The organism is Streptomyces sp. NPDC057474, assembly GCF_042802555.1.
Taxonomy (GTDB): Bacteria; Actinomycetota; Actinomycetes; order Streptomycetales; family Streptomycetaceae; genus Streptomyces.
The window spans coordinates 1-22052 of record NZ_JBHVDX010000028.1 but is presented as its reverse complement, the minus strand read 5'-3'; the positions used below and the strand labels follow the sequence as shown (position 1 = coordinate 22052).

Below are 22052 nucleotides of genomic sequence, written 5' to 3'. Positions count from 1 at the left end.
CGGGGAGCGTCCCGGCGCGTAACACGCCCGACGCACGCTGAACGGTATGCAGAACTCCGCGACGCCCACCCACTGCCCGTACTGCGCCCTGCAGTGCGGAATGAACCTGACGCCCGGTGCGGACGGGTCCGACGGTGTCGTAGTGGTCACGGAGCGCGCGGACTTCCCGGTGAACCGGGGAGCGCTGTGCGGCAAGGGCCGTACGGCGCCGGCGGTGCTCTCGTCCCGGGTCAGGCTGACCAGTCCCTTGGTCAGAAGGGCGGGCGTCCTGGAGCCCGCCTCCTGGGACGAGGCACTCGACCGGATCGCCGAGGCGCTCACCCGCACGCGTACGGAACATGGTCCGGACGCGTGCGGGGTGTTCGGTGGCGGCGGGTTGACGAACGAGAAGGCCTACGCGCTCGGCAAGTTCGCGCGGGTGGTGCTCGGCACCTCGCAGATCGACTACAACGGCCGCTTCTGCATGTCCTCGGCGGCGGCCGCCGGGATCAAGGCGTTCGGGCTCGACCGGGGGCTGCCGTTCCCGCTGGAGGACATCCCGAAGACCGGGTGTGTCGTCCTCGTCGGCTCCAACCTCGCCGAGACCATGCCGCCGGCGCTGCGCTATCTCACCGAGCTGAAGGAGAACGGCGGCAAGCTGATCGTCATCGATCCGCGCCGTACCCGTACGGCCGAACAGGCCGACCTGCATCTGTCCCCGCGCCCCGGCACCGATCTCGCCCTGGCCCTCGGCCTGTTGCACCTGATCGTGGCCGAGGGCCGGACGGACGAGGAGTACATCCGCGAGCGGACGAGCGGATGGGAGGAAGCCCGGGCGGCGGCCATGGCGCACTGGCCGGAGTACGTGGAACGGATCACGGGGGTGTCCGTTCCCGAACTCCGCGAGGCGGTACGGCTGTTCTGCGAGCCGGAACACGCGATGGTGCTCACGGCGCGCGGGCCCGAGCAGCAGTCCAAGGGCACGGACACCGTCGGCGCGTGGATCAACCTCACGCTGGCGACGGGCCGTGCCGGACAGCCGCTGTCCGGGTACGGCTGCCTCACCGGGCAGGGCAACGGGCAGGGCGGGCGCGAACACGGCCAGAAGGCCGACCAGTTGCCCGGCTACCGCAAGCTGGTCGACCCCGAGGCCCGGCGGCACGTCGCCGAGGTCTGGGGAGTGGACCCGGACAGCCTGCCCGGCCCGGGCCGCAGCGCGTACGAACTGCTGGACGCACTGGGCACGGACATCAAGTCCCTGCTGCTGATGGCCTCCAACCCGGTGGTGTCGGCGCCGCGTGCCGCGCACATCGAGGAGCGCATCAAGTCGCTGGACTTCCTGGCCGTGTGCGACGTCGTGCTGTCGGAGACGGCGGAGCTCGCGGACGTCGTCCTGCCGGTGACCCAGTGGGCGGAGGAGACCGGCACGATGACCAATCTGGAGGGCCGGGTGCTGCTGCGGCGGCGCGCGATCACCCCTCCCGAGGGTGTCCGCAGCGACCTGGAGGTCATGCACGAGCTGGCCAACCGACTGGGCGTCGAGAAGGGCTTCGCGACCGACCCCGAGGAGGTCTTCGAGGAGCTGCGTCGGGCCAGCGCGGGCGGGCCCGCCGACTACTCGGGGATCACCTACCGGCGGCTCGCGGAGGAGAACGGGGTGTTCTGGCCCTGCCCGACACCGGCCACCCCGGCCACCGACGTGCACCCCGGCACCCCGCGCCTCTTCCTCGACCGGTTCGCCACCGAGGACGGCCGGGCCCGGTTCGTGCCCGTCTCGCACCGCGCGGCGGCCGAGGAGCCGGACGCCGAGTACCCGGTGCTGCTCACCACCGGGCGCGTGGTCGCCCAGTACCAGTCCGGCGCCCAGACCCGGCGGGTCGACGAGCTGAACGCCGCCGCGCCCGGCCCCTTCGTTGAACTGCACCCCCGGCTGGCCGAGCGGCTCGGCGCGGCGGAGGGCGACCCGGTGGCCGTGGTCTCCCGCCGGGGCCGGGCCGTGGCCCCGGCCCGCATCACGACCGCCATCCGCCCCGACACGGTCTTCATGCCGTTCCACTGGCCGGGCGAGGGCCGCGCCAACACCCTCACCAACCCGGCCCTCGACCCCACCTCCCGCATGCCGGAGTTCAAGACGTGCGCGGTCCGGGTGGAGGCGGTGGGGAAGTAGGGGTGGGGGGACCGGGGGCCCGGCCGGCGGGCGGGCGACGGCTCAGAGGACCGTCAGTACGGTTGTCGCGTCCTCGGTGTACTTCGCCGTCTCCTCGGCCGTGAACTCCCTGCGCTCAGCGAAGCCCAGCCCGATCACGGCAAGAAGTCGTGCCGGGTCGTCCGGCGCGAAGACGGGGAGCGTGACCGAGCCCTTGGCCTGCGAGGCGCGGGCCGGCAGGCGGGCGACGCCCGAGGTGTCGGTCTGCAGGTCGGTGATGCCGATCGGCGCCCGGCGCTCGGCGGTGACCCCGGCCATGCCCTTGCCTATGACGACAACGGCGGCGCCGTTCACCACGGCCGGCGGCAGGTTGTGCGCGGCCACGAGGACGATCTCGCCCTCCTCCGCGGGCTCGGAGAGATGGACGGATCCGACGAAGCCGCCGTGCCGCACGACGAACTCGGCGAGCCACGCCTCGGCTTCGGGGCGGGCGTTCTGCAGGACGGTCTCGTTCAGGGCGACGGCGTTCATGTGGGGGCTCCTCGTACTCATGGCGCTGATGGTGCCGGTGGTGCTGGTGGTGGTGCGGACGGTGCTGCCGTGATAGGCATCGATACCCGGCGTGCTTGAACATTCATGCTTTTCGATACGTAGATCTTGTGTGGTTATCCCGACACTTCACGGAGGATGGGGAAAGCGGACGCACAGCTCGCCGTGAACACTTGGGAGTACAGCCGACCCGGGGGGATCGCATGCCGCAGCACGACAGTCACCAGTGGACCGACTCGTTCCCGTGGAGCCTCTCGTACCGCTGGGGCCACTCCGCACTCACCGCCGACTTCGACCTGAGCGGCGACACGCCCCGGCTGCTGCGGGTCCGCCACTCCGGCGAACCCGAACCCGGCCCCGAGGAGACCAAGTCCGGACCCTCGCTGCCCCTGGTCGACCTGGTCCTGCTCGGCGACGGCACCGGCTGGGCGAGACCGCGCTTCACCGGCACGGCGATCGGCGGGCGCCTGAGATACCGGGCGCACCACTCCACGTACGGCACCACGCTCGGCTCCGCGTCCGGCTCCGCCGACGGCGAGGGCTGGCACAGGCTGTCCTTCGAACTCCACGATCCGGCGAGCGGGTTGACCGCTTTCGTCGAGTACGCCTCACCGGACGGCATCCCCGTCCTGCGTTCCCGGGTCCGGCTGCGCAACGACGGCACCGAGACGGTCACCGTGCGCTCCGTAGGCAGCCTGCTCCTCGGCGGCCTCCCCTCCCCCGACGAGCTGTCCGTCTTCCGGGCGCGCAACGACTGGCTCGCGGAGTGCCGTTGGTACGCCGAGCCGCTGCGGGACTCCGTGCCCGACATCAACCACGAGGTGCACGGCGGTACCGGCCACGCGGCGGCACGCCTTGCCGGGCGCGGCAGTTGGCCCACCGACGGGCATCTCGCGATGGGCGCCCTCCAGCACCGTACGGACGCGCGCAGCTGGCTGTGGCAGATCGAGTCCGCGTCGAGCTGGGTCTGGGAGGCCGGCGCGTCGGCGGGCCGGACGTACCTCGCGCTCGGCGGCCCCACCCACGACGAGCACCAGTGGCGCGAAGTCCTGGAGCCGGGCGCCGAGTTCACGACCGAGTGGGCCGCCCTCGCCCTCGGCACCTGCTTCGACGGGGCCCTGGCCGCCCTGACCTCTTACCGCCGGGTCGTACGCCGCCCGCACCCGGACCACACCCGACTCCCGGTGATCTTCAACGACTACATGAACACCCTGATGGGCGACCCGACCACCGAGAAGCTGCTGCCGTTGATCGACGCGGCGGCGGCGGTGGGCGCGGAGTACTTCTGCGTGGACGCGGGGTGGTACGACGACGGGGAGAGCGGGGAGAGCGGGGAGAGCCGGGAGATCGAGGAAAGCGGGGACATCGAGGAAAGCGCCGATACGGAGAACGGCGATAGGGAGAACGGCGACTCACCCGGGGGCTGGTGGGACAGTGTCGGCGCCTGGCTGCCGTCGGCGCGGCGCTTCCCCGGCGGTGGTCCCGGTGGCGGTATCCGGGTCGTGCTCGACCGGATCCGGGAGCGTGGGATGGTGCCGGGGCTGTGGCTGGAGCCGGAGGTCATCGGGGTCCGCAGTCCCCTCGCCGACGAACTGCCCGCCGAGGCATTCCTCCGTCACGAGGACGGCACCCGGGTGACCGAACAGGGTCGCCACCAGCTGGACCTGACCCACCCGGCGGCCCGCGCCCACCTCGACGAGACGGTCGACCGCCTCGTCGGCGAGTGGGGCGTCGGCTACCTGAAACTCGACTACAACATCACCACCGCCGCACCGGCCCACCTCGCCCACTCCCGGGCCTGGCTGTCCTGGCTGTCCTCGGTCCTGGACCGCCACCCCGGTCTGGTCGTCGAGAACTGTGCCTCCGGCGGCATGCGCATGGACGGCGCCTCCCTGGCCGTGGCCCAGCTCCAGTCCACCTCCGACCAGCAGGACCCCTTGCGCTATCCGCCCATCGCCGCCTCCGCCCCCACCGCCGTACCCCCGGAACAGGGCGCCGTCTGGGCCTACCCTCAACCGTCCCACTCCGACGCGGAGATCGCCTTCACACTCGGCTCCGCACTCCTCGGCCGCATCCATCTCTCCGGCCATCTCGATCGCATGACGGAGCATCAACTAAATTTGGTACGGGATGGCTTGACGGCGTACAAGGCCATTCGGGCCGATCTGTGCACCGCCCTGCCCTTCTGGCCCCTCGGCCTCCCGGGCTGGACGGACGACTGGATCGCGCTGGGGCTGAGACCGCCGGTCGCGGGCACGGCCCCGGTGTACGTGACGGTGTGGCGCCGGGGAGGCGACACCGAACGGTCCTTCGCACTACCCGGCCGAGACATGGGCGACGTACAGGTGGAGGTCCTGCACCCGAGAACGACAACGGGCACAGCCGAGTGGGACGGATCGGAGCTCCGGTTGAGCCTGCCCGAAGCCCCGTCGGTCTTGCTGCTGAGGCTGACCGCAGCCGCGCGCTGAAGGGGCGCGGGGCTGTGACGCCCCACCCCCGCGCACACCATGCCGTCGTCCACATCGGTCCACACACGCCGTGGCGACGTACGGCAGACGGCAGACGGCAGACGGCAGGGCGGCGTGCGGCAGACCGCAGACCACAGGGCAGCGTGCGGCAGACCGCAGACGGCAGGGCGGCGTGCGGCAGACCGCAGACCGCAGGGCGGCGTGCGGCAGACCGCAGGCGACAGGCGGCAGACCGCAGGCGGCAGGCGGCAGGCGGCAGGCGGCAGGCGGCAGGCGGCTCAGCGGCGCGTACGCCAGTCCCCGCTCTCGATCAGCTTTCCCCAGGCCCGCAGGCCGGCGGCGACGGTCGGGGCGGCGACGTACACCCAGGCCCGTACGACCGTGCCGTCGTCGCGGGTGGCCTCACGTTCCACCCGCTCATAGAGGTTCGCCGGGTCGCCCGCGGTGTACTCCTCCAACTCGTCGAGGGTGCGCAGGAGTTCGGCGTAGGACTCGGGCCGGGCAGTGACGAGTTCGCCGCTCACCGCGCTCCCTCCCCGGGCCCTCTCGCCGATCTCCTCCACGGCGTACGGGTACCCGGGGCCGTCGTACAGGGCCATGCCGCGCATCCGGGCGGGCTCCTCGGCGCGGGTGCGGCCGCGCAGGAAGAGGTCGTGATTGTGCTCGCCGGGGCGGAGGGTGCCGTAGACGAAGAAGGGGAGCACCCGTTCTCCTCTCCAACTGGTCGGACTCTTCCGAGTGGGACGGGTGGGCCGGGCAGGCCTTTGCAGAAACGATTCTCACCCCTCACACATCCCACCGCCGACACGCTGGACGCGGCCTGTCATGCCCACTTAAATCTGTCGACATCCGTGGTCAGTCCAACAACCACCGTCCCTGGGAGACAGATGAGCCGAATACGGCACCTCCGACGCCCGCGCCTCGCCACCACCGGCACCGCCGTCGCGGCCGCCGCGCTGCTGGCCGCGACGCTCACCCCCACCGCGGGGGCCGCCGACAGACCGACCCGGAGCACGGCGATCGCCAACGCCGCCGACGTCCTGCGGGACCGCGCGGCGAGCCTGGGGCTCAGCTCCGCCCAGGACACCACCGTACGAGACGTGATCGTGGACGCGGACGGCGCACAGCACGTCCGCTACGACCGGACGTACCGTCAGCTCCCGGTTCTGGGCGGCGACTTCGTCGTCCACCTCACTCCCGGCGGCGAGTACCGGAGCGCGAACCGGGCGACGACCCGCGAGATCACCCTCCCCACCGTGACGCCCACCGTCAAGGCGCCCAAGGCCGCCGACATCGCCGCCGCCGCGCTGCGCGCCGCGAACGTCGGCGAGACGCTCCGCAAGCTGACGTCCAAGCCCCGACTGGTCGTCGACGCCCTGCACGGCGCCCCGAAGCTGGCCTGGCAGACGGACGCGCTGGCCCAGGACGAGGCCGGCAACCCGGTCGCCCGCACGGTCGTCACGGACGCCACGACGGGGAAGCAGATCGACGCCTGGGACGCGCTGGAGACCGCGACCGGCGACGGCCGGTCGCTCTACGGCGGCACGGTTCCGTTGGAGACGACCCTCTCCGGGTCGACGTACCAGCTCAAGGACCCCACACGCGGCAACACGTACACCGGTGACGCCGCGAACCAGACCGACCTCTGCTTCCTCGGCATCTGCGTCCGCCGCGCCCCCGCGACCCTCTTCACGGACGCCGACAACCACTGGGGCACGGGCACGAGCACGGACCGCGCCACCGCGGCCGTCGACGCCCAGTACGGCACCGACACCACCTGGGACTACTACAAGAACGTCCACGGCCGGAACGGCATCGCGAACGACGGCCGGGGCTCGTACAACCGCGTCCACTACGGCAACGCCTACAACAACGCCTTCTGGGACGACAGTTGCTTCTGCATGACGTACGGCGACGGTGACGGGAACCTGCTCGGCCCACTGGTCTCGCTGGACGTGGCCGGCCACGAGATGAGCCACGGCGTCACCTCCGCGACGGCCGACCTGACGTACTCGGGCGAGCCCGGCGGCCTCAACGAGGCCACGTCGGACATCTTCGGCACCCTGGTCGAGTTCTACGCCGGCAACGCCTCCGACCCCGGTGACTGGCTCGTCGGCGAGAAGATCGTCCGCTCCGGCTTCGGCGAACCGGCCCTGCGGTTCATGGACCAGCCGAGCAAGGACGGCTCCTCGGCGGACTGCTGGAGTTCGTCGGTGGGGAACCTGGACGTCCACTACTCCTCGGGGGTCGCCAACCACTTCGCGTATCTCCTCGCCGAGGGCAGCGGCACCAGGACCATCGGCGGCGTCGAACACTCCAGCACCACCTGCAACGGCTCGACGCTGAGCGGCATCGGCAAGGACAGGCTGGGCGCGATCTGGTACCGGGCCCTGACGGTCTACATGACCTCGTCCACGAACTACGCGGGGGCGCGTACGGCGACCCTGAACGCGGCGCGGGACCTGTACGGGTCGGGGAGTACGGAGTACGACGCGGTGGCGGCTGCGTGGAGTGCGGTCTCGGTCGGCTGATGCGCCGTCACCTCACCTGGCAGCGCCCGTAATTCCATGGCCGGGGGGTGCGGTCGTGGCTACGCTCCACGGCTGTCCCCCGGCCACGGAATTTACGGAGATCCATGTCGTCGTCCCAAGGGAAGCTGCACGCCGACGAGTTCGACATCGACGAGGCGCTCGTCCGGCGGCTGGTCGTGGCGCAGTTCCCCGAGTGGGCCGGGCTGCCGGTCACCCCCGCTCCCGCCGCCGGGACGGACAACGTCATGTACCGCCTGGGGGACGACATGGTCGTACGCCTTCCCCGGAAGCCCGATGGTGCCCACCAGGCCGACAAGGAACACCGCTGGCTGCCGCTGCTGGCGCCGCACCTGCCCCTCGCCGTACCGGAGCCGCTCGGCAAGGGGCGGCCCGGGGAGGGATACGGGCTGCCGTGGTCGGTGCTGCGCTGGCTGGAGGGCGAGAACGTGTACGACGCTCCCGTCACCGATCTCGGGTGCGCGGCCGAGGAGTTGGGCCGTTTCGTGGCGGCGCTGCGCAAGGTGGACGCGACGGGCGGGCCAAGGTCCTTCCGGGGTGGACCGGTGAGTACGAACGACGGCGAGGTCCGGGAAGCGATCCGTGGGCTGGGTGCGGACGGCGCGGTGGACGCGGCGCTCGCCACCGCCGTCTGGGACGAGACCCTCCGCCTCCCCCAGTGGACCGGAACCCCCGTCTGGGTCCACGCCGACCTCCTGCCCGGCAACCTCCTCACCACCGCCGGCCGCGTCACCGCCGTCATCGACTTCGGCGGGCTCGGCGTCGGCGACCCCGCCTGCGATCTGCTGCCGGCCTGGACCCTCTTCACCGGCGCCTCCCGCACCGCCTTCCGCGAGACCGCCGACGTCGACGACGCGACCTGGGCGCGCGGGCGGGGATGGGCCCTGTGCTTCGGGATCGTCGCCGAGCACTACTACCGCGACAAAGGGCATGTACTGGCGGAAGTGGGGCGGCGGGCTGTGGGAGAAGTGTTGGCGGAGTATGCGTGACGGGTGCGCGTGACGGGTGCGCGTGAGGGTGTGTGTGACGGGTGTGTGTGACGGGTGTGCGCTTCAGCGCCGCGCCTGCCACCACTGAGTGAGGATCTCGACCTTCAGGTCGAACTCCTTGTCGACGAAGGACATCGGGGTGTGCAGCATGGCGCGGCGGCCGTCCGTGGTGTGGACGGCGATCTGGCGTACGCCGAGGATGCGACGTACCTCCAGTCGCTCGATGCCGGTCCAGGGGATGCGCCGATGCCGGGTGCCGCGCACCACGAGGGCGTCCTCGGCCAGGGCCACCTCGTCGTTGCGACGCAGCACCGCGACGACCACCGTGGCCGTCAACGCCCCCGAGAGACACTGTCGCAGTGTGTCGCTTCTCATCGGGTCGGAGGTCAGGGCGAGGCCCGCGTACAGAAGCGCTGTGCCGCCCAGAAGCCCCAGCAGGACGGGCAGGACGGACTGGAGCGTCCCTGACTTGTACGTGATCGTTTCGTGCTCGCCGTGGTCGACGGGAGCGGGCCTGGAAGGCATGGTGTGGGTGTTCCCGTGGGTCAGGGCGTGGTGAGCGGAAGGGCGTCCGTGTAGCCGTTGGACGGGCGGGTGATCTTTTTGATGCTGTGGGCGTCGAGGGCCGCGTCGGCGGAACTCGTGCCGAGAGTGCCGGTGGGGTGCCAGGTGCCGGTGAGGGTGACCCAGGTGTCGTCGGGCGGGGGCGGGGTGCCGTGGACGCGTACCTTCACGAACTGGGCGTCGGCGGCGCAGCAGCTGAAGATGGTGCGGGTCAGGTACCAGTCGGCGTTCCCGTCGTCGCCGGTCTTGTCGGGGGTGACGAAGCCGGTCAGCTGGACGGTGCGGCCGTCGATGGCCCGGTCGCGGTCCTGCTGCACCCGGCGCGTGAAGTCGGTGAGGGTCATCGGCAGGGGTGAGGTCGTCGGCAGGGGGTCGAAGTCGGCCTGTTCGGTGACCGTCACCGCCTTGGGCGCCTCGCGGGAGGCGGTGTACGCGCCGATGGCCGGCGGGGCGTAGAAGAGCAGGCTCAGGGCGGGGAGGAGCAGGAGCCAGGCGACTCGGGGCGGGGTGGAGTGGTCATGGCCGTGGGCGTCACCCTGATCCTGACCGTGATCGTGGTCATGGTCGTCGTCGTGGCTCTCCTGCTCGCCGGTACCGCGCGGTCTCCACAGTGACCATGCCTCCGCCGCGCCCAGCACCAGCAGCAGCGCGCCCGAGGCGATGAGGAGGGGGCGCATGCCCTCCTTGACATATCTGAGGTAGTGGTCGGTGAGGAGGGTGGCGTGGAGGAGGCCGAGGCCGCTGAGGAGGAGAAGGAGCGCCTGCAGGGGTCGTTTCACGGAGAACCTCCGAGGATGCCCCGGCCTTCAGGCCGGGGAGGAATCGGATCCTTGCGGAGCAGGGCAGGGAAAGGTGAGTCGCCGTCAGGGCGGGACATCGATTGAGCCAGGAATCTCCTGCCTCCAGGGAGGGGAGCAGTCAAAGCAGTACGGCTCCGATCAGGACGCTGCACAGGATCGCGACGACGACTGTCGCGGCGGAGAAGCGGACCGCGAAGGCCCGGCCGAAGGTGCCCGTCTGCAGGGCGATCAGCTTCAGGTCGACCATCGGGCCGACCACCATGAACGTCAACCGCGCGGTGGGTGAGAAGCCGGTGAGGGACGCGGCGACGAAGGCGTCGGCCTCGGAGCAGACCGAGAGGAGGATGGCTAGCCCGGCGAGGAACAACACCGACAGCCAGGGCGAGTCGGCGAAGGTGTCGAGCACGGTGCGCGGGACGAGCACGTTGAAGGTGGCCGCGGCCATCGCGCCGACGACGAGGAAGCCGCCCGCGTGCAGGAAGTCGTGCTGGAAGCCGGTCCGGAACTCGTGCCGGCGGCTCTGCCCAGGCCGGTGTCCCGTCTGCCGCGCGACCGGTTTGAGCCACTCCGCACGCCCCAGCCAGAGCCACAGCCAGCCCATCCCGGCGGCGGTGACGAGGGAGGCGAGCAGCCGGGCCAGCACCATTTCGGGGCTGCCGGGGAAGGCGATGGCCGTGGCGGTCAGGACGATCGGGTTGATGGCCGGCGCCGACAGCAGGAACGCGAAGGCGGCGGCCGGGTCGACCCCTCGGCGGATCAGACTGTGCGCGACCGGCACCGACGCGCACTCGCAGCCGGGCAGGATCACCCCTGCGGCACCGGCGACCGGGACCGCGAGTGCCGGCCTCCGGGGCAGTACCCGGGTGAACACCCGCGCCGGTACGAACGCGTTGATGGCGCCCGACAGGGCCGTACCGAGCAGCAGGAACGGCAGTGCCTGGACGGTGATGGAGAGACAGACCGTCCGCCACGCCTGCACGGCCGGTTCCTCCATCCACCGCCCCACCGCGAACAGCATGACGCCGGGGACGACGGCCGCGCCGAGGAGCAGCAGGGGCCAGTGACGGGGCCAGTTGTGGTCGGGCGTGGCGTCGGGGTCGAGGTCGGGGTCGTGCCGTTCGCCGTGGGGCGCTTCGTGGCGGGTGGCCTCATGGACCACCACGGCTATCTCCGACTCCGCCGCCTCTTCCGACTCGGCCGTCACCGCCCCTTCGGCCGGTTCATCTGTCTTCTGCATGCCAACTCCGAATATCCGGATGATCGGGTCGAACATAGCGGGCGCTCCGGGTGGGCGTGTCAGACCCCGCCCAACAGGGACGCGAGGCCGTCGTCGAGCGCCGGTTCCAGGTCCTCACCGCCGAGCGCGACGACGGCGCACGAGCGGCGCAGGAAGCGGCGGAGCGAGGGCGTGTCGAAGCGGATCATGGCCATGCCGTGCGGCGAGTGGAGTTCCACGACGGTGTGGAACGGGCCGCAGGGCCACAGGTGTACGTCGCCGATCCCGGCCGGGGTGACCAGCCCCTCGGCGAGCAGGGTGCGGGCGAACGTCCATGTCACGTTCGCGTGGTCGGCGGAGGCGCCGGCCGGGAAGTCGATGTGCACGGCGAAGGGGTCGTCGGGGGTGTAGCGCAGGGTGGTGCGTACCGGGACCTCCTCGTAGTCGGGTGTGATCAGGCAGGCGCGGGCGCGTTGTTCGAGAGCGGGAGGCGTGGGCCGGGTGGGCTGCGCGGGGTGCATGAGCGGTCTCCAGTTCGGGCACATCAGGTACTCGGGCGCTTCGGGCGCTTCGGGCGCTTCGACTTCTTCACGTGGTTCAGGCTCTTCGGATGCCCGGATGTTGCGGGTTCGTGTGTCGTCAGACGTTTCTTCGGACGACACACCCTCTCGACCGCGCCAAGACCCCCTGTATTACGCCGTTTTCGAAGTTACCCGCTGTGACGCGTGTCACTTTCTGTGATTACTTGAGATTTTTGTCATCTCGGCATACAAAATCGTCCTCGTCCCATCAGCAGTGGACTGGAGAGCGTTCCTGCCATGACCGACGGCCTGTCCTCGTCCGCGACCGCCGCGTACACCCGGATCTTCGAGGAACAGCATCCGCGCCTCGTCGCGTACGCGCGCTCCCTCACCAGGAACTCCTGGACCGCCGAGGACCTCGCCTCCGAAGCGCACTTCCGCGTGTGGCGGCGGCTGTCGGCGGGGCACGAGATCGACAACGTGCCGGCGTACCTGATGACGACGGTGCGGCATCTCGCGGCCGCCGTCGGGAGCGCCGCGCGTGAGACACCGCTGGATCCGACGGCTCCCGAGCGGGCCGAGGTCGACGTCCGGGTGGCCGATGCCGCCGACCCGGCCGAACAGGTTTCCTCGGTCGACCTGTTGGTGCGCGTGCTGGGCCAGCTGCCCGAGCGGTGGGTGCAGGCGCTGTGGCTGGCCGAGGCGGAGGGCCAGCCGCTGGAGACGGTCGGGCAGCGCATCGGCGCCAAGCAGGGCGCGACGGCGGTGCTGCTGCACCGGGCGCGTGAGGGTATGCGCCAGGCCTTCCTGCGTGAGCAGCCGGGGGCGCCGATCGACCCGGCGTGTCAGGTGCGTTGGGGGCGCATGCCGGCGTATGTGCGCGGTACGGCGACCTCGCGACAGTCCGAGCAACTGCTCAGCCATGTGGACGCGTGCGACGACTGCCGGGCACGGCTCACGGTCCTGATGCGCACCAACGACCGGCTTCCCGCGCTCGTCGGTCCGGCGCTGCTGGTCTTCGTCGTGGGCGGTGGCGGGGGCAAGCTGCTGCTCTCCCTCACGGCGGGCTCCGCCGGTACGGCCGCCGCGCTGGGTGGGGCGGGTGGGCACGGTGGTGGCCAACTGCTGCACGCGGTACGGCAGGCCGCGACGGGCGGGGCGGGCGGGGCGAAGGTCCCCACGGTCGCCGCCGTCGGGGCGGCCGCGGCTGCCGCCGCCGTCGTGGCCGGCATCATCCTCGGGCCCCTCGACTCGGGCGCGGTCCCGCCCCAGCGGGTGCCGGTCGCGCAGGCTCCGGCGCCCCATCGGCCCGAGGCCCGCTCCCCCGAGGTCGCCGAACGCCGGGACGCGGTCACGGATGCCGTGGTTTCGCCGGGGGGTTCGGGTGCGTCGGGGGTCGTCGGCACGGGTGTGGCCTCGACGGGCCTCGGTGACCGCGACACCGTGGTGACTCAGGCGGCGGATGACGGGGACGCCGTGGAGGAGCCGGCGGTCGGGACTCCGGCGGACGACGACACGGCACCGGGGGGCGAGACCGCGCCGGACACGGAGCCGGATGCGGACGCGCCGACGGGTGGCGGGGACGAGGGCGGCACCGGCCACGGGGACGGGGGTGGGGACGGCGGCGCCGGCGAGGAGGGGAACGAGCCGGAGGGGGCTGCGCCCGAACCGCCGGACGCCGGGGCGCCGGAAGCGCCGGGAACGCCTGAGACTCCGCAGGCGCCAGGGGCGCCGGAAGTCCCGGGTGGCCCCGACGGTGATACGCCCGGGAGCGATACGCCGGGATATGAGACTCCTGACACGGAGACACCGGGCGGGGGTACGCCTGGGGTGGAGGAGCCTGGGGACGATGAGCCGGGAGCCGAAGCGCCCGGCGCGGAAGAGCCCGGCACCGGTTACCCGGAGGTCGATGAGCCGGGGGCTGAAGCGCCCGGGTCTGAAACGCCGGGAGCTGGGACACCCGGGACCGAGACACCCGGCGCCGAGACGCCGGGGGCCGAGGACCCGGCGCCGGAGGTTCCCGTCCCCGCCGAGCCGACCCCCGCCGAGCCCACCCCCGTAGAGGAGGCGCCCGTAGAGGAGGCGCCTGCCCCGCCGGAGGTGGTCGATCCGGCGCCGGAGACGCCCGCTCCTGTGGAGCCGTCGCCGGAGGTTCCGGGGCCCGGGGGCGGGTGCTGAAGGTGACGCGGCAGTGGGGTGGTGGTGGCGGTATCGCTTTTCGCCCCCGCCGCCCCTACCCGTCCCATCCCCAGTCGACGGGGCCGCCCCCTCAACCCCCGTACGGCCGCCTCTCCTTCGCCTCGCGCAAAGCGCGGCCCCACCATGACAACTGGTCCAGCATCACCTGGGCCGCGGAGTTGGGGGCGGACGGGTCCTTGAGGTGGCCGGCCTCGTCGAAGGAGGCGTGCGCGTTGTGGAAGGAGACCGTGTCGCGGACGGTGGTGGCGTGGAGTTCGGCGAAGACCTGCCGGAGGTGTTCGGCCGCGCGGAGACCGCCTGACATGCCGCCGTAGGAGACGAGGGCGACGGGCTTGGCGCGCCATTCGTGGAAGTGCCAGTCGATGAGGTTCTTGAGGGCCGCCGGATAGGAGTGGTTGTACTCGGGGGTCAGGACGATGAACGCCTCGGCCGCCGCCAGCTTCGGCGTGATCTCGGCCAGCCGTGCCGTGGCCTCGGGGGTCGGCTCGAAGGTCGTCGGCAGATCGGCCTCGGCGACATCCACCACGTCGACCTCGAAGCCGTCGTGCTCCCGCACCCGGCCCAGCAGCCACTCGGCGATCACCGAACCGAAACGGCCGGTTCGGTTGCTGCCGATGACCAGCGTCACCCGGACCGGGGTGGCGGGGGTGGGGGTGGGAGCGTCGTCAGGGGCGGAAGCGGGCGCGGGCGCGGGACCCGTGGCCGCGTGAGTGTTCGTAGCGGTCTTCATGGCCATCACCCTCGTACCTCGACTTGGCTTGAGGTCAAGCCGTTGTCGATGCCGGTCGGATCCGCCATCGACTTGGCTTGAGGTCAAGCCGTTGTCGATGCCGGTCGGATCCGCCGCCCCGGAGCACCCCCGGTAGCCACAGCCGACGAAGCCGCCGTCCGCGGGGCCAGCACCCCGAAGCCACCGCCCGAGCCTCACCACACCACCCCCGGTCACCCGTTCACACCCCCGCCGCGCACCCATCGCCTTCTCTTCTCCGCCACACCCGCTCCACCCCGATGACCTGCTCAAACATCTCCCGCTCCGCCCTCCTCCCCCGCCCCCCTGACACCCGTTCACATCATTTCTGACGCCCTATCAGGAAGCGCTCGGGCCGGTGTGCCACTTACCTCGGAAGGGAACGGAGGACTCTCGGAGGAGCTAGCACGATGCGACGTACCGCCCGGCCGCTGACCGCAACCACGCTCGCCATCGCCTTCGCGGCCCTGGCCGCCGCACCCGCGTACGGCGGTGAGGGCACCGGGCGGCTCGAACTGTCCCCCGCCGCCGTCGTCCCAGGCGACGAGGTCACCGTCCGTACGGCGGCCTGCGGCGCGGACGGTACGGCGACGGGGGACGCGGGCGCGGTCGGGGCCGACGCCTTCCCGCTCGCACCCGGCGCCGGGCAACGGCAGCTCGACGGGCGGTTCGAGGTACCGCCGAGCGCGCAGCCGGGGACGTACGAGATCGTCGCGACCTGCGCGGACGATGGCCGTCGGGTCACCGGCGACCTGGTGGTCTCCCTCACCGGCACGCGTACCGCGCAGCCGACGTATCCGAGGGGAAGTGTGAAGACGGGGGTCGGTGGCGCACTCGGTCCCGACCCCGTGCAGACCGCGGCGGGTGTGGCGGCTCTGGCCGTCGCCGCCGCGGGCGGTACCTGGCTCCTCCATCGCCGGGCGAGAGGCGACGGGATCTGACGGACACCCTCCGCCGTCCGTCCGCCGGTACCGCCGCCCCCCTCCCCTCCGGGCCCGACGCCCCTCGGCCCGGAGGGGAGGAACAAGGGGATGACAACGGGGTGAGACGACCCCATGGGTTGGAGACGACGAGGGGCCGAAGGGCCAAGGGCCGCAGGGCGCCGAAGAGACACCGTCGGCGGACTCCCTGAACGCCCAGCACGGCCCGAGAGGAGGTTTTTCTGTGCGTCGGCTCGCCAATGCCGTCATAGCCGGGGTCACCGTGGTCGCCCTCTGTTCCGGCGCGTGGTTGCTGCGCAACGGCACCGCGTCGCACGCGCCGCCGCAGCCGTCGGCCGCGCAGGCCCACATCCGTTCCAGTACGCCGAGTACGTCGAGTAATTCCGGTGCTTCGAGCGCATCGAGCGCGTCGGGGGCCGACGAGCCGGCGGCCGTCGCGTTGCCGCCCTCCCCGCCCGACCGCATCCGTATCCCCTCCATCCGCGTGGACGCGCCGCTCATGGGGCTCGGCCTCACCCCCACCGGCAGCCTCGATGTCCCGCCCGCCGCGAAGGTGAATCTCGCCGGCTGGTACGAGGCCGGCACCACCCCGGGTGAGCGGGGAACCTCGATCGTCGCGGGCCACGTGGACAACGCCGACGGCCCCGCCGTCTTCTACGGCCTCGGCGCGCTGAAGCGGGGCGCCACCGTCGAGGTGGACCGGCGGGACGGCGGGATCGCGGTGTTCACGGTGGACGCGGTGGAGGTGTACGACGCGCGGAACTTCCCCGACGAGAAGGTGTACGGGGCGGCGGCGAGACCGGAGTTGCGGGTCATCACCTGCGGCGGCGGGTATTCGAGGTCGACCGGCTACCAGGGGAACGTGGTCGTCTTCGCCCACCTCACGGGCAGCCGCGTCGGCTGATCACCGACGGCCCGACGGCCCGAATATCGTCCGCCGTCGCTCACGCCACCCACTGCTCGTACCCCATCTTCGCCACCAGCGTGAACACCACCGTGAGCAGGACGACCCGGACGAAGCCACTGCCCTTCTTGAGGGCGGTCCGGGCGCCGACGGTCCCGCCGACGAGGTTGAAGACCGCCATCAGGGCCGCCAGCTGCCAGTACACCGTGCCCTTCCAGGCGAAGGTGGCGAGGGCGCCCGCGTTGGTACAGCAGTTGACGATCTTGGCGGTGGCGGAGGCCGTGACCAGGTCGAGATGGAGGACGGCGGTCAGGGTGAGCACCAGGAACGTGCCGGTGCCGGGGCCGATCAGACCGTCGTAGAAGCCGATGCCGACGCCTGCGAGGCCGATCGCGGCGAGGACGCGGCGCGCGGAGACGGGGCCCGTGGCGGGGGCCGTCGTGCCGAAGGAGGGGCGCAGGATCACGAAGGCTCCCACGGCGAGGAGGACCACCATGACCACCGGCTTCAGGACCTCGGTGCTCATGCCCGCGGCCACGAAGGCCCCGGCCGTCGAGCCCGCCAGCGCCGCCAGACCGATCCGTACGGCGATCTTCACGTCGACGGGGGTGCGGCGGGCGTACGTCACCGCCGCGCCCGTCGTACCGACGATGGCGACCGCCTTGTTGGTGCCGAGCGCGTACTGCGCGGCGGAGGCTCCGTTCGGCAGCCCCAGGAGGAGGGTGGGGAGGAGCAGGAGCCCGCCGCCGCCCACCACGGCGTCGATCCAGCCGGCCGCGAGGGCGGCGAGGCAGAGGACTACGACCATGGTCAGCGATATGTCGGGCATGATCGCGACCCTATGCGGTGGGATAGGTGCGCCGTCCATCGACCTGAGGATCTTCTGAGGTTCGGCGCCGGGGACTCTCGCCGAGCGCCCCACCTCGTCTTCGCCCTGCCGCATTCCCCACCGATCCGCGACCGGAAATGTTCCGCCGCCGCCCGCCTCGTGACCCCCGAGCGTGACCTACGGCACCGCCGCCCGGGGCGGCCGCCTCTCCAGCCTCCCTCCCCCGCCCTCCCGTATACGCCTGCATGGCCCCCGTATCGCCAGGTCAGCAGCGTGATCCCGGGCGTCCTCACACCCCACCCCGCCCTTCCGGAAACCCCTCACACTCCGCTCGGGGCCGCGGGGAGGGCAGCGTTCCTCGTGGGAAACAGATGCGATGCGGTCGGGTAACACCGGCACCGCACGCTCAAGGGCATGACCTCGAATGAGCGTGTGGTGGTGATCGGCTCCGGCCTCGCGGGTGTACGTCTCGCCCGGCGGCTCGGAGAGCTCGGCATGCCCGCCACGCTGGTGGGCGAGGAGGAGCACACACCGTACAACCGGGTGCTGCTCGCCGAGGTCCTGGCCGGGCGGTACGCGCCCGAGGTCATCGCACTGCCCGCCCCCGCCGAGCTGACGCGCGGCCGGGTGGTCCGTATCGACCGCGAGATGCGAGCCGTACATCTCGCGGACGGTACGGAGATCGCGTACGACAAGCTGGTCCTCGCGACCGGCTCGAACCCGGTGCTGCCGCCGCTGCGCGGCCTCTGGGACCCGGAGCGGCACGAGTTCCCCGACGGGGTGCACGCCTTCAGGACCATGGACGACTGCATGCGCCTGTCGAAGGCCGTACGGCCGGGTGCGCGGGCCGTCGTCATCGGGGGTGGGCTCCTCGGGGTCTCCGCCTCCCGGGCGCTCGCCCTGCGCGGCGCCCAGGTCGTCCTCGCCCAGCAGGGCGAACGGCTGATGGAGCGTCAGCTCGACCCGTCCGCCTCGAAGTTGGTCCGTCGGCACCTCGCCGACCTCGGCGTCGAGGTGCACACCGAGACGCGCGTACGTGCCGTGCGCAGCGTCGGCGGGACCGTGCGATCGGTGTCGATGGCCGACGGGTACGCGCTCGACGCGGATCTCGTGGTCATCGCCTGCGGGGTCCGTCCCCGCGCGGGTCTCGCCCAGGAGGCGGGGCTCGCGGTGCACAAGGGCGTCATCGTCGACGAGGAGCTGCGCAGCTCCGACCCGCGCATCCACGCGATCGGCGACTGCGCCCAGTTCGAGGGCACGGTGTACGGGCTCGCCACTCCGGCGCTCGAACAGGCCGACGTACTCGCCGAGTTGCTGGCGGGTGACGCTGATTCCCCGGCCGCTCGTTACACCGGCACCCGCGCCCTGACCCGGCTGACGCTCGCCGGAGCGGACTTCCTCGATCTCGCCGCGTTCGGCGAGACCGAGCCCCGGCCCGGTGACGACGTCATCCAGCTCGCCGACGCCACCCGCGGCACCTACCGCAAGGTCGTCGTCCGCGACGACCGCCTGGTCGGCGGCGTGCTCGTCGGCGAACTCGGCACCGTGGGCGCGCTCGCCCGCGCCTGGGAGGGAGCGGAGCCGCTCCCCGCGAACGGCGCTCCCCTGCTCCACCTGCTCACCAACGATGGAGGCTCCTGAATGTCCGCCACCCTGGGGGCCACCCCCACGATCGTGCTCGTCGGCCACGGCATGGTCGGCCAGCGCTTCCTCGAGGCGCTCGCCGAGCGCGGCCTGACCGCCACGCACCGCGTGGTCGTGCTGTGCGAGGAGCCGCGCCCGGCGTACGACCGAGTGGCGCTCACCTCGTACTTCGCGGGCAAGACGCCCGAGGACCTGTCGATGACCGACATGGAGTTCATCGAGACGCACGGCATCGAGCTCTTCGTCGGCGACCCGGCGGAGACGATCGACCGTGAGGCCAAGAAGGTCACCGCGCGCTCCGGCCAGGTCTTCGAGTACGACACCCTCGTTCTCGCCACCGGCTCGTACCCCTTCGTGCCGCCGGTCCCGAACAAGGACGCCGCGGGCTGCTTCGTCTACCGCACGATCGAGGACCTTTTCGCGATCGAGGAGTACGCGAAGAAGGCCGAGATCGGTGCCGTGGTCGGTGGCGGTCTGCTCGGTCTTGAGGCGGCCGGTGCGCTGAAGGGCCTCGGACTCACCTCCCACATCGTGGAGTTCGCGCCCCGGCTGATGCCCGTGCAGGTGGACGACGGCGGTGGCGCCGCGCTCCTGCGCACCATCGAGGACATGGGCCTGTCGGTCCACACCGGTGTGGGCACGCAGGAGATCGTCGTCGGCGAGGACGGCGCGGTCACCGGCATGAAGCTCTCCGACGGTTCCGAACTCGCCACCGACCTGGTGGTGTTCTCCGCCGGTGTCCGCCCCCGCGACCAGCTCGCCCGCGACTGCGGTCTGACGGTCGGCGAGCGCGGCGGCATCAGCGTCGACGAGCAGTGCCGGACCGTGGCCGACCCGCAGGTGTTCGCGATCGGCGAGTGCGCGCTGGCCTCCGACGGCCGGGTGTACGGCCTGGTGGCCCCCGGTTACGAGCAGGCCGAGACGGCCGCCGCGACGATCGCGGCGGACGAGGCCTCGTTCACGGGTGCGGACATGTCGACCAAGCTGAAGCTGCTGGGCGTCGACGTCGCCTCCTTCGGTGACGCGCACGGCGCGACCGCCGACTGCCTGGACGTCGTGTACTCCGACTCCCGCTCGGGCGTCTACAAGAAGCTGGTCATCGGCCGCGACGGCGAACTGCTCGGCGGCATCCTGGTAGGCGACGCGGAGGCGTACGGCACGCTGCGGGCCTTCACCGGCTCCGTCCCGCCCGTCTCCCCCGAGTCCCTGGTCCTCCCGGCGGGCTCCGGCGGCGGCGCGCAGCTCGGCCCGTCCGCACTGCCGGACGAGGCGATCATCTGCTCCTGCCACAACGTGTCGAAGGGCGCGATCCGCGGCGCGGTCACCGACCACCAGTGCACCACCGTGCCCGAGGTCAAGAAGTGCACCAAGGCCGGTACGGGCTGCGGCTCCTGCGTCAAGGTCCTCGGCCAGCTGGTCACGGCCGAGTTGGAAGCCAGCGGTGTGGTCGTCGACAAGGGCCTGTGCGGCTGCTTCTCGCAGACCCGCGAGGAGCTGTACGAGATCGTCCTCGCCCTGCGGATCAACACCTACCAGCAGCTGCTGGACCGGTACGGCCGTGACGAGGCCAAGGGCGGCGACGGCTGCGAGGTCTGCAAGCCGGCGGTCGGCTCGATCATCGCCTCCCTCGCTCCGACCATCGGCGCCAGCGGCTACGTCCTGGAGGGCGAGCAGGCGGCGCTGCAGGACAGCAACGACCACTTCCTGGCCAACCTCCAGAAGAACGGCTCGTACTCGGTCGTCCCGCGCATCCCCGGTGGTGAGATCACCCCCGAGGGCCTGATCGTGATCGGCGAGATCGCCCGCGACTTCGGTCTCTACACGAAGATCACGGGTGGCCAGCGGATCGACATGTTCGGTGCGCGCGTCGAGCAACTCCCCATCATCTGGGCCCGGTTGGTGGACGCCGGCTTCGAGTCCGGCCACGCCTACGGCAAGTCGCTCCGCACCGTGAAGTCCTGCGTCGGCCAGACCTGGTGCCGCTACGGCGTCCAGGACTCGGTCCGCATGGCGATCGACCTGGAGCTGCGCTACCGGGGGCTCAGGTCGCCCCACAAGCTGAAGTCGGCGGTCTCCGGGTGCGCCCGCGAGTGCGCCGAGGCCCAGTCGAAGGACTTCGGCATCATCGCCACCTCCAACGGCTGGAACCTGTACGTCGGCGGAAACGGCGGCGCCACCCCCCGCCACGCGGACCTCCTGGCCCAGGACCTCGACGACGCCGAACTGATCAAGCTGATCGACCGGTTCCTGATGTTCTACATCCGCACCGCGGACCGCCTGGAGCGCACCTCGACGTGGCTGGAGCGGATCCCCGGCGGCCTGGACCACGTCCGGGACGTGGTCGTGGAGGACTCCCTCGGCATCTGCGAGGAGCTGGAGTCCCTGATGACGGACCACGTCTCCCACTACGCCGACGAGTGGGCCTCGACCATCAACGACCCCGAGAAGCTCGCCCGGTTCGTGTCCTTCGTCAACGCCCCGGACACCCCGGACCCGGTCGTCGGCTTCGTCCCCGAGCGCGACCAGATCAAGCCCGACCTGCCGCTGCTGTCCATCGGCCTGCGGCCCGCCGATGTCCTGGAAGGAAGCGCCCAGCGATGACCCTCGCTCCCGAGAAAACCGATGTGAAGGTCCAGCTGCGGCTGGCGGACGGCTGGTTCACGGTCTGTGACCTGACCCTGCTGACCCCGGGCCGCGGCGTGGCCGCCCTCCTCCCCGACGGCAACCAGGCCGCGCTCTTCCTCGACCGCGCGGGCAAGCTGTACGCCGTCGACAACCGCGACCCCTTCGGTGGCGCCGCCGTCCTCTCCCGCGGCCTCACCGGCAGCCAACAGGGCCGCCCGTTCGTGGCCTCCCCCCTCCTGAAGCAGCGCTTCGACCTGGAGAGCGGGCAGTGCCTGGACGACGAGACGGTACGGATCACGGCGTACGAGGTGCGCGCGTCGTAACCCGTCGCCCCTGACCCATCACGCACGCGTGTGGCGCGCGAACCGTACGAGGCTACGG

At 71.6% G+C, this 22052-nt stretch carries 18 protein-coding genes; 10 read left to right on the top strand and 8 right to left on the bottom strand.

Going from position 1 to position 22052, the window contains the following annotated elements:
• The first annotated feature begins 46 nt into the window (after positions 1–46).
• Positions 47–2146, top strand: a complete 2100-nt coding sequence (locus tag ACFU53_RS11000; RefSeq protein ID WP_383989036.1) for a molybdopterin oxidoreductase family protein — start codon at positions 47–49, stop codon at positions 2144–2146.
• 42 nt (positions 2147–2188) lie between these two features.
• On the opposite strand, the gene ACFU53_RS10995 is transcribed toward ACFU53_RS11000, so the two are convergent.
• Positions 2189–2677, bottom strand: a complete 489-nt coding sequence (locus tag ACFU53_RS10995) for a hypothetical protein (RefSeq protein ID WP_383989034.1) — start codon at positions 2675–2677, stop codon at positions 2189–2191.
• A gap of 200 nt (positions 2678–2877) precedes the next feature.
• Between ACFU53_RS10995 and ACFU53_RS10990 the strand changes: the two genes are divergently transcribed.
• Entirely contained in the window at positions 2878–5142 is a 2265-nt protein-coding gene (locus ACFU53_RS10990; RefSeq protein ID WP_383989031.1) for a glycoside hydrolase family 36 protein, read from the top strand.
• A 278-nt stretch (positions 5143–5420) separates the two neighbouring features.
• Here the strand turns inward: ACFU53_RS10990 and ACFU53_RS10985 are convergent, their stop codons facing one another.
• Positions 5421–5846 carry a gamma-glutamylcyclotransferase family protein gene (locus ACFU53_RS10985; protein WP_383989028.1) on the bottom strand — a complete coding sequence of 142 codons (426 nt, stop codon included), beginning with the start codon at positions 5844–5846 and terminating at the stop codon, positions 5421–5423.
• Between the two features lie 183 nt (positions 5847–6029).
• Here ACFU53_RS10985 and ACFU53_RS10980 point away from each other — a divergent pair, with 183 nt between their 5' ends.
• Together ACFU53_RS10980 and ACFU53_RS10975 are read left to right on the top strand one after the other, a co-directional pair.
• Entirely contained in the window at positions 6030–7673 is a 1644-nt protein-coding gene (locus tag ACFU53_RS10980) for a M4 family metallopeptidase (RefSeq protein ID WP_383989025.1), read from the top strand.
• Positions 7674–7777: 104 nt separating this feature from the next.
• Positions 7778–8680, top strand: a complete 903-nt coding sequence (locus ACFU53_RS10975) for an aminoglycoside phosphotransferase family protein (RefSeq protein WP_383989022.1) — start codon at positions 7778–7780, stop codon at positions 8678–8680.
• A 63-nt stretch (positions 8681–8743) separates the two neighbouring features.
• Here ACFU53_RS10975 and ACFU53_RS10970 read toward each other — a convergent pair whose 3' ends face one another.
• The 4 genes from ACFU53_RS10970 to ACFU53_RS10955 all read right to left on the bottom strand — a co-directional run bounded on the left by ACFU53_RS10970 (position 8744) and on the right by ACFU53_RS10955 (position 11781).
• Positions 8744–9205: a hypothetical protein gene (locus tag ACFU53_RS10970; protein ID WP_383989019.1), complete on the bottom strand. Its 462-nt coding sequence runs from the start codon at positions 9203–9205 to the stop codon at positions 8744–8746.
• A 20-nt stretch (positions 9206–9225) separates the two neighbouring features.
• A complete protein-coding gene (locus ACFU53_RS10965; protein ID WP_383989016.1) occupies positions 9226–10023 on the bottom strand; it encodes a TIGR03943 family putative permease subunit in 798 nt (265 codons plus the stop codon).
• A gap of 139 nt (positions 10024–10162) precedes the next feature.
• Complete coding sequence (locus ACFU53_RS10960) at positions 10163–11281, bottom strand: permease (RefSeq protein WP_383989013.1); 1119 nt, start codon at positions 11279–11281, stop codon at positions 10163–10165.
• Positions 11282–11340: 59 nt separating this feature from the next.
• Positions 11341–11781: an SsgA family sporulation/cell division regulator gene (locus tag ACFU53_RS10955; RefSeq protein WP_383989010.1), complete on the bottom strand. Its 441-nt coding sequence runs from the start codon at positions 11779–11781 to the stop codon at positions 11341–11343.
• Between the two features lie 297 nt (positions 11782–12078).
• On the opposite strand from ACFU53_RS10955, the gene ACFU53_RS10950 reads away from it, so the two are divergent.
• Complete coding sequence (locus ACFU53_RS10950) at positions 12079–13959, top strand: sigma-70 family RNA polymerase sigma factor (RefSeq protein ID WP_383989007.1); 1881 nt, start codon at positions 12079–12081, stop codon at positions 13957–13959.
• A 91-nt stretch (positions 13960–14050) separates the two neighbouring features.
• On the opposite strand, the gene ACFU53_RS10945 is transcribed toward ACFU53_RS10950, so the two are convergent.
• Entirely contained in the window at positions 14051–14710 is a 660-nt protein-coding gene (locus tag ACFU53_RS10945) for an NADPH-dependent FMN reductase (RefSeq protein WP_383989004.1), read from the bottom strand.
• 428 nt (positions 14711–15138) lie between these two features.
• Between ACFU53_RS10945 and ACFU53_RS10940 the strand changes: the two genes are divergently transcribed.
• The gene (locus ACFU53_RS10940) at positions 15139–15669 is read left to right on the top strand and encodes a hypothetical protein (RefSeq protein ID WP_383989001.1); all 531 of its coding nucleotides are present in this window, start codon (positions 15139–15141) and stop codon (positions 15667–15669) included.
• A gap of 223 nt (positions 15670–15892) precedes the next feature.
• Positions 15893–16573 (top strand): class F sortase, encoded by a 681-nt coding sequence (locus tag ACFU53_RS10935; protein WP_383988998.1) that lies wholly within the window; start codon positions 15893–15895, stop codon positions 16571–16573.
• A 40-nt stretch (positions 16574–16613) separates the two neighbouring features.
• Here the strand turns inward: ACFU53_RS10935 and ACFU53_RS10930 are convergent, their stop codons facing one another.
• Positions 16614–17402: a sulfite exporter TauE/SafE family protein gene (locus ACFU53_RS10930; RefSeq protein WP_383988995.1), complete on the bottom strand. Its 789-nt coding sequence runs from the start codon at positions 17400–17402 to the stop codon at positions 16614–16616.
• A 414-nt stretch (positions 17403–17816) separates the two neighbouring features.
• Between ACFU53_RS10930 and ACFU53_RS10925 the strand changes: the two genes are divergently transcribed.
• Genes ACFU53_RS10925 through nirD form a run of 3 tightly spaced genes read left to right on the top strand, consistent with a single transcriptional unit; the run spans position 17817 to position 21994 of the window.
• Entirely contained in the window at positions 17817–19043 is a 1227-nt protein-coding gene (locus tag ACFU53_RS10925; RefSeq protein ID WP_383988992.1) for an NAD(P)/FAD-dependent oxidoreductase, read from the top strand.
• Positions 19044–21647 (top strand): nitrite reductase large subunit NirB, encoded by a 2604-nt coding sequence (gene nirB / locus ACFU53_RS10920; protein ID WP_383988989.1) that lies wholly within the window; start codon positions 19044–19046, stop codon positions 21645–21647.
• Positions 21644–21994 carry a nitrite reductase small subunit NirD gene (gene nirD, locus ACFU53_RS10915; protein ID WP_383988986.1) on the top strand — a complete coding sequence of 117 codons (351 nt, stop codon included), beginning with the start codon at positions 21644–21646 and terminating at the stop codon, positions 21992–21994. The genes nirB and nirD overlap by 4 nt, the downstream gene beginning before the upstream one ends.
• Positions 21995–22052 lie beyond the last annotated feature (58 nt).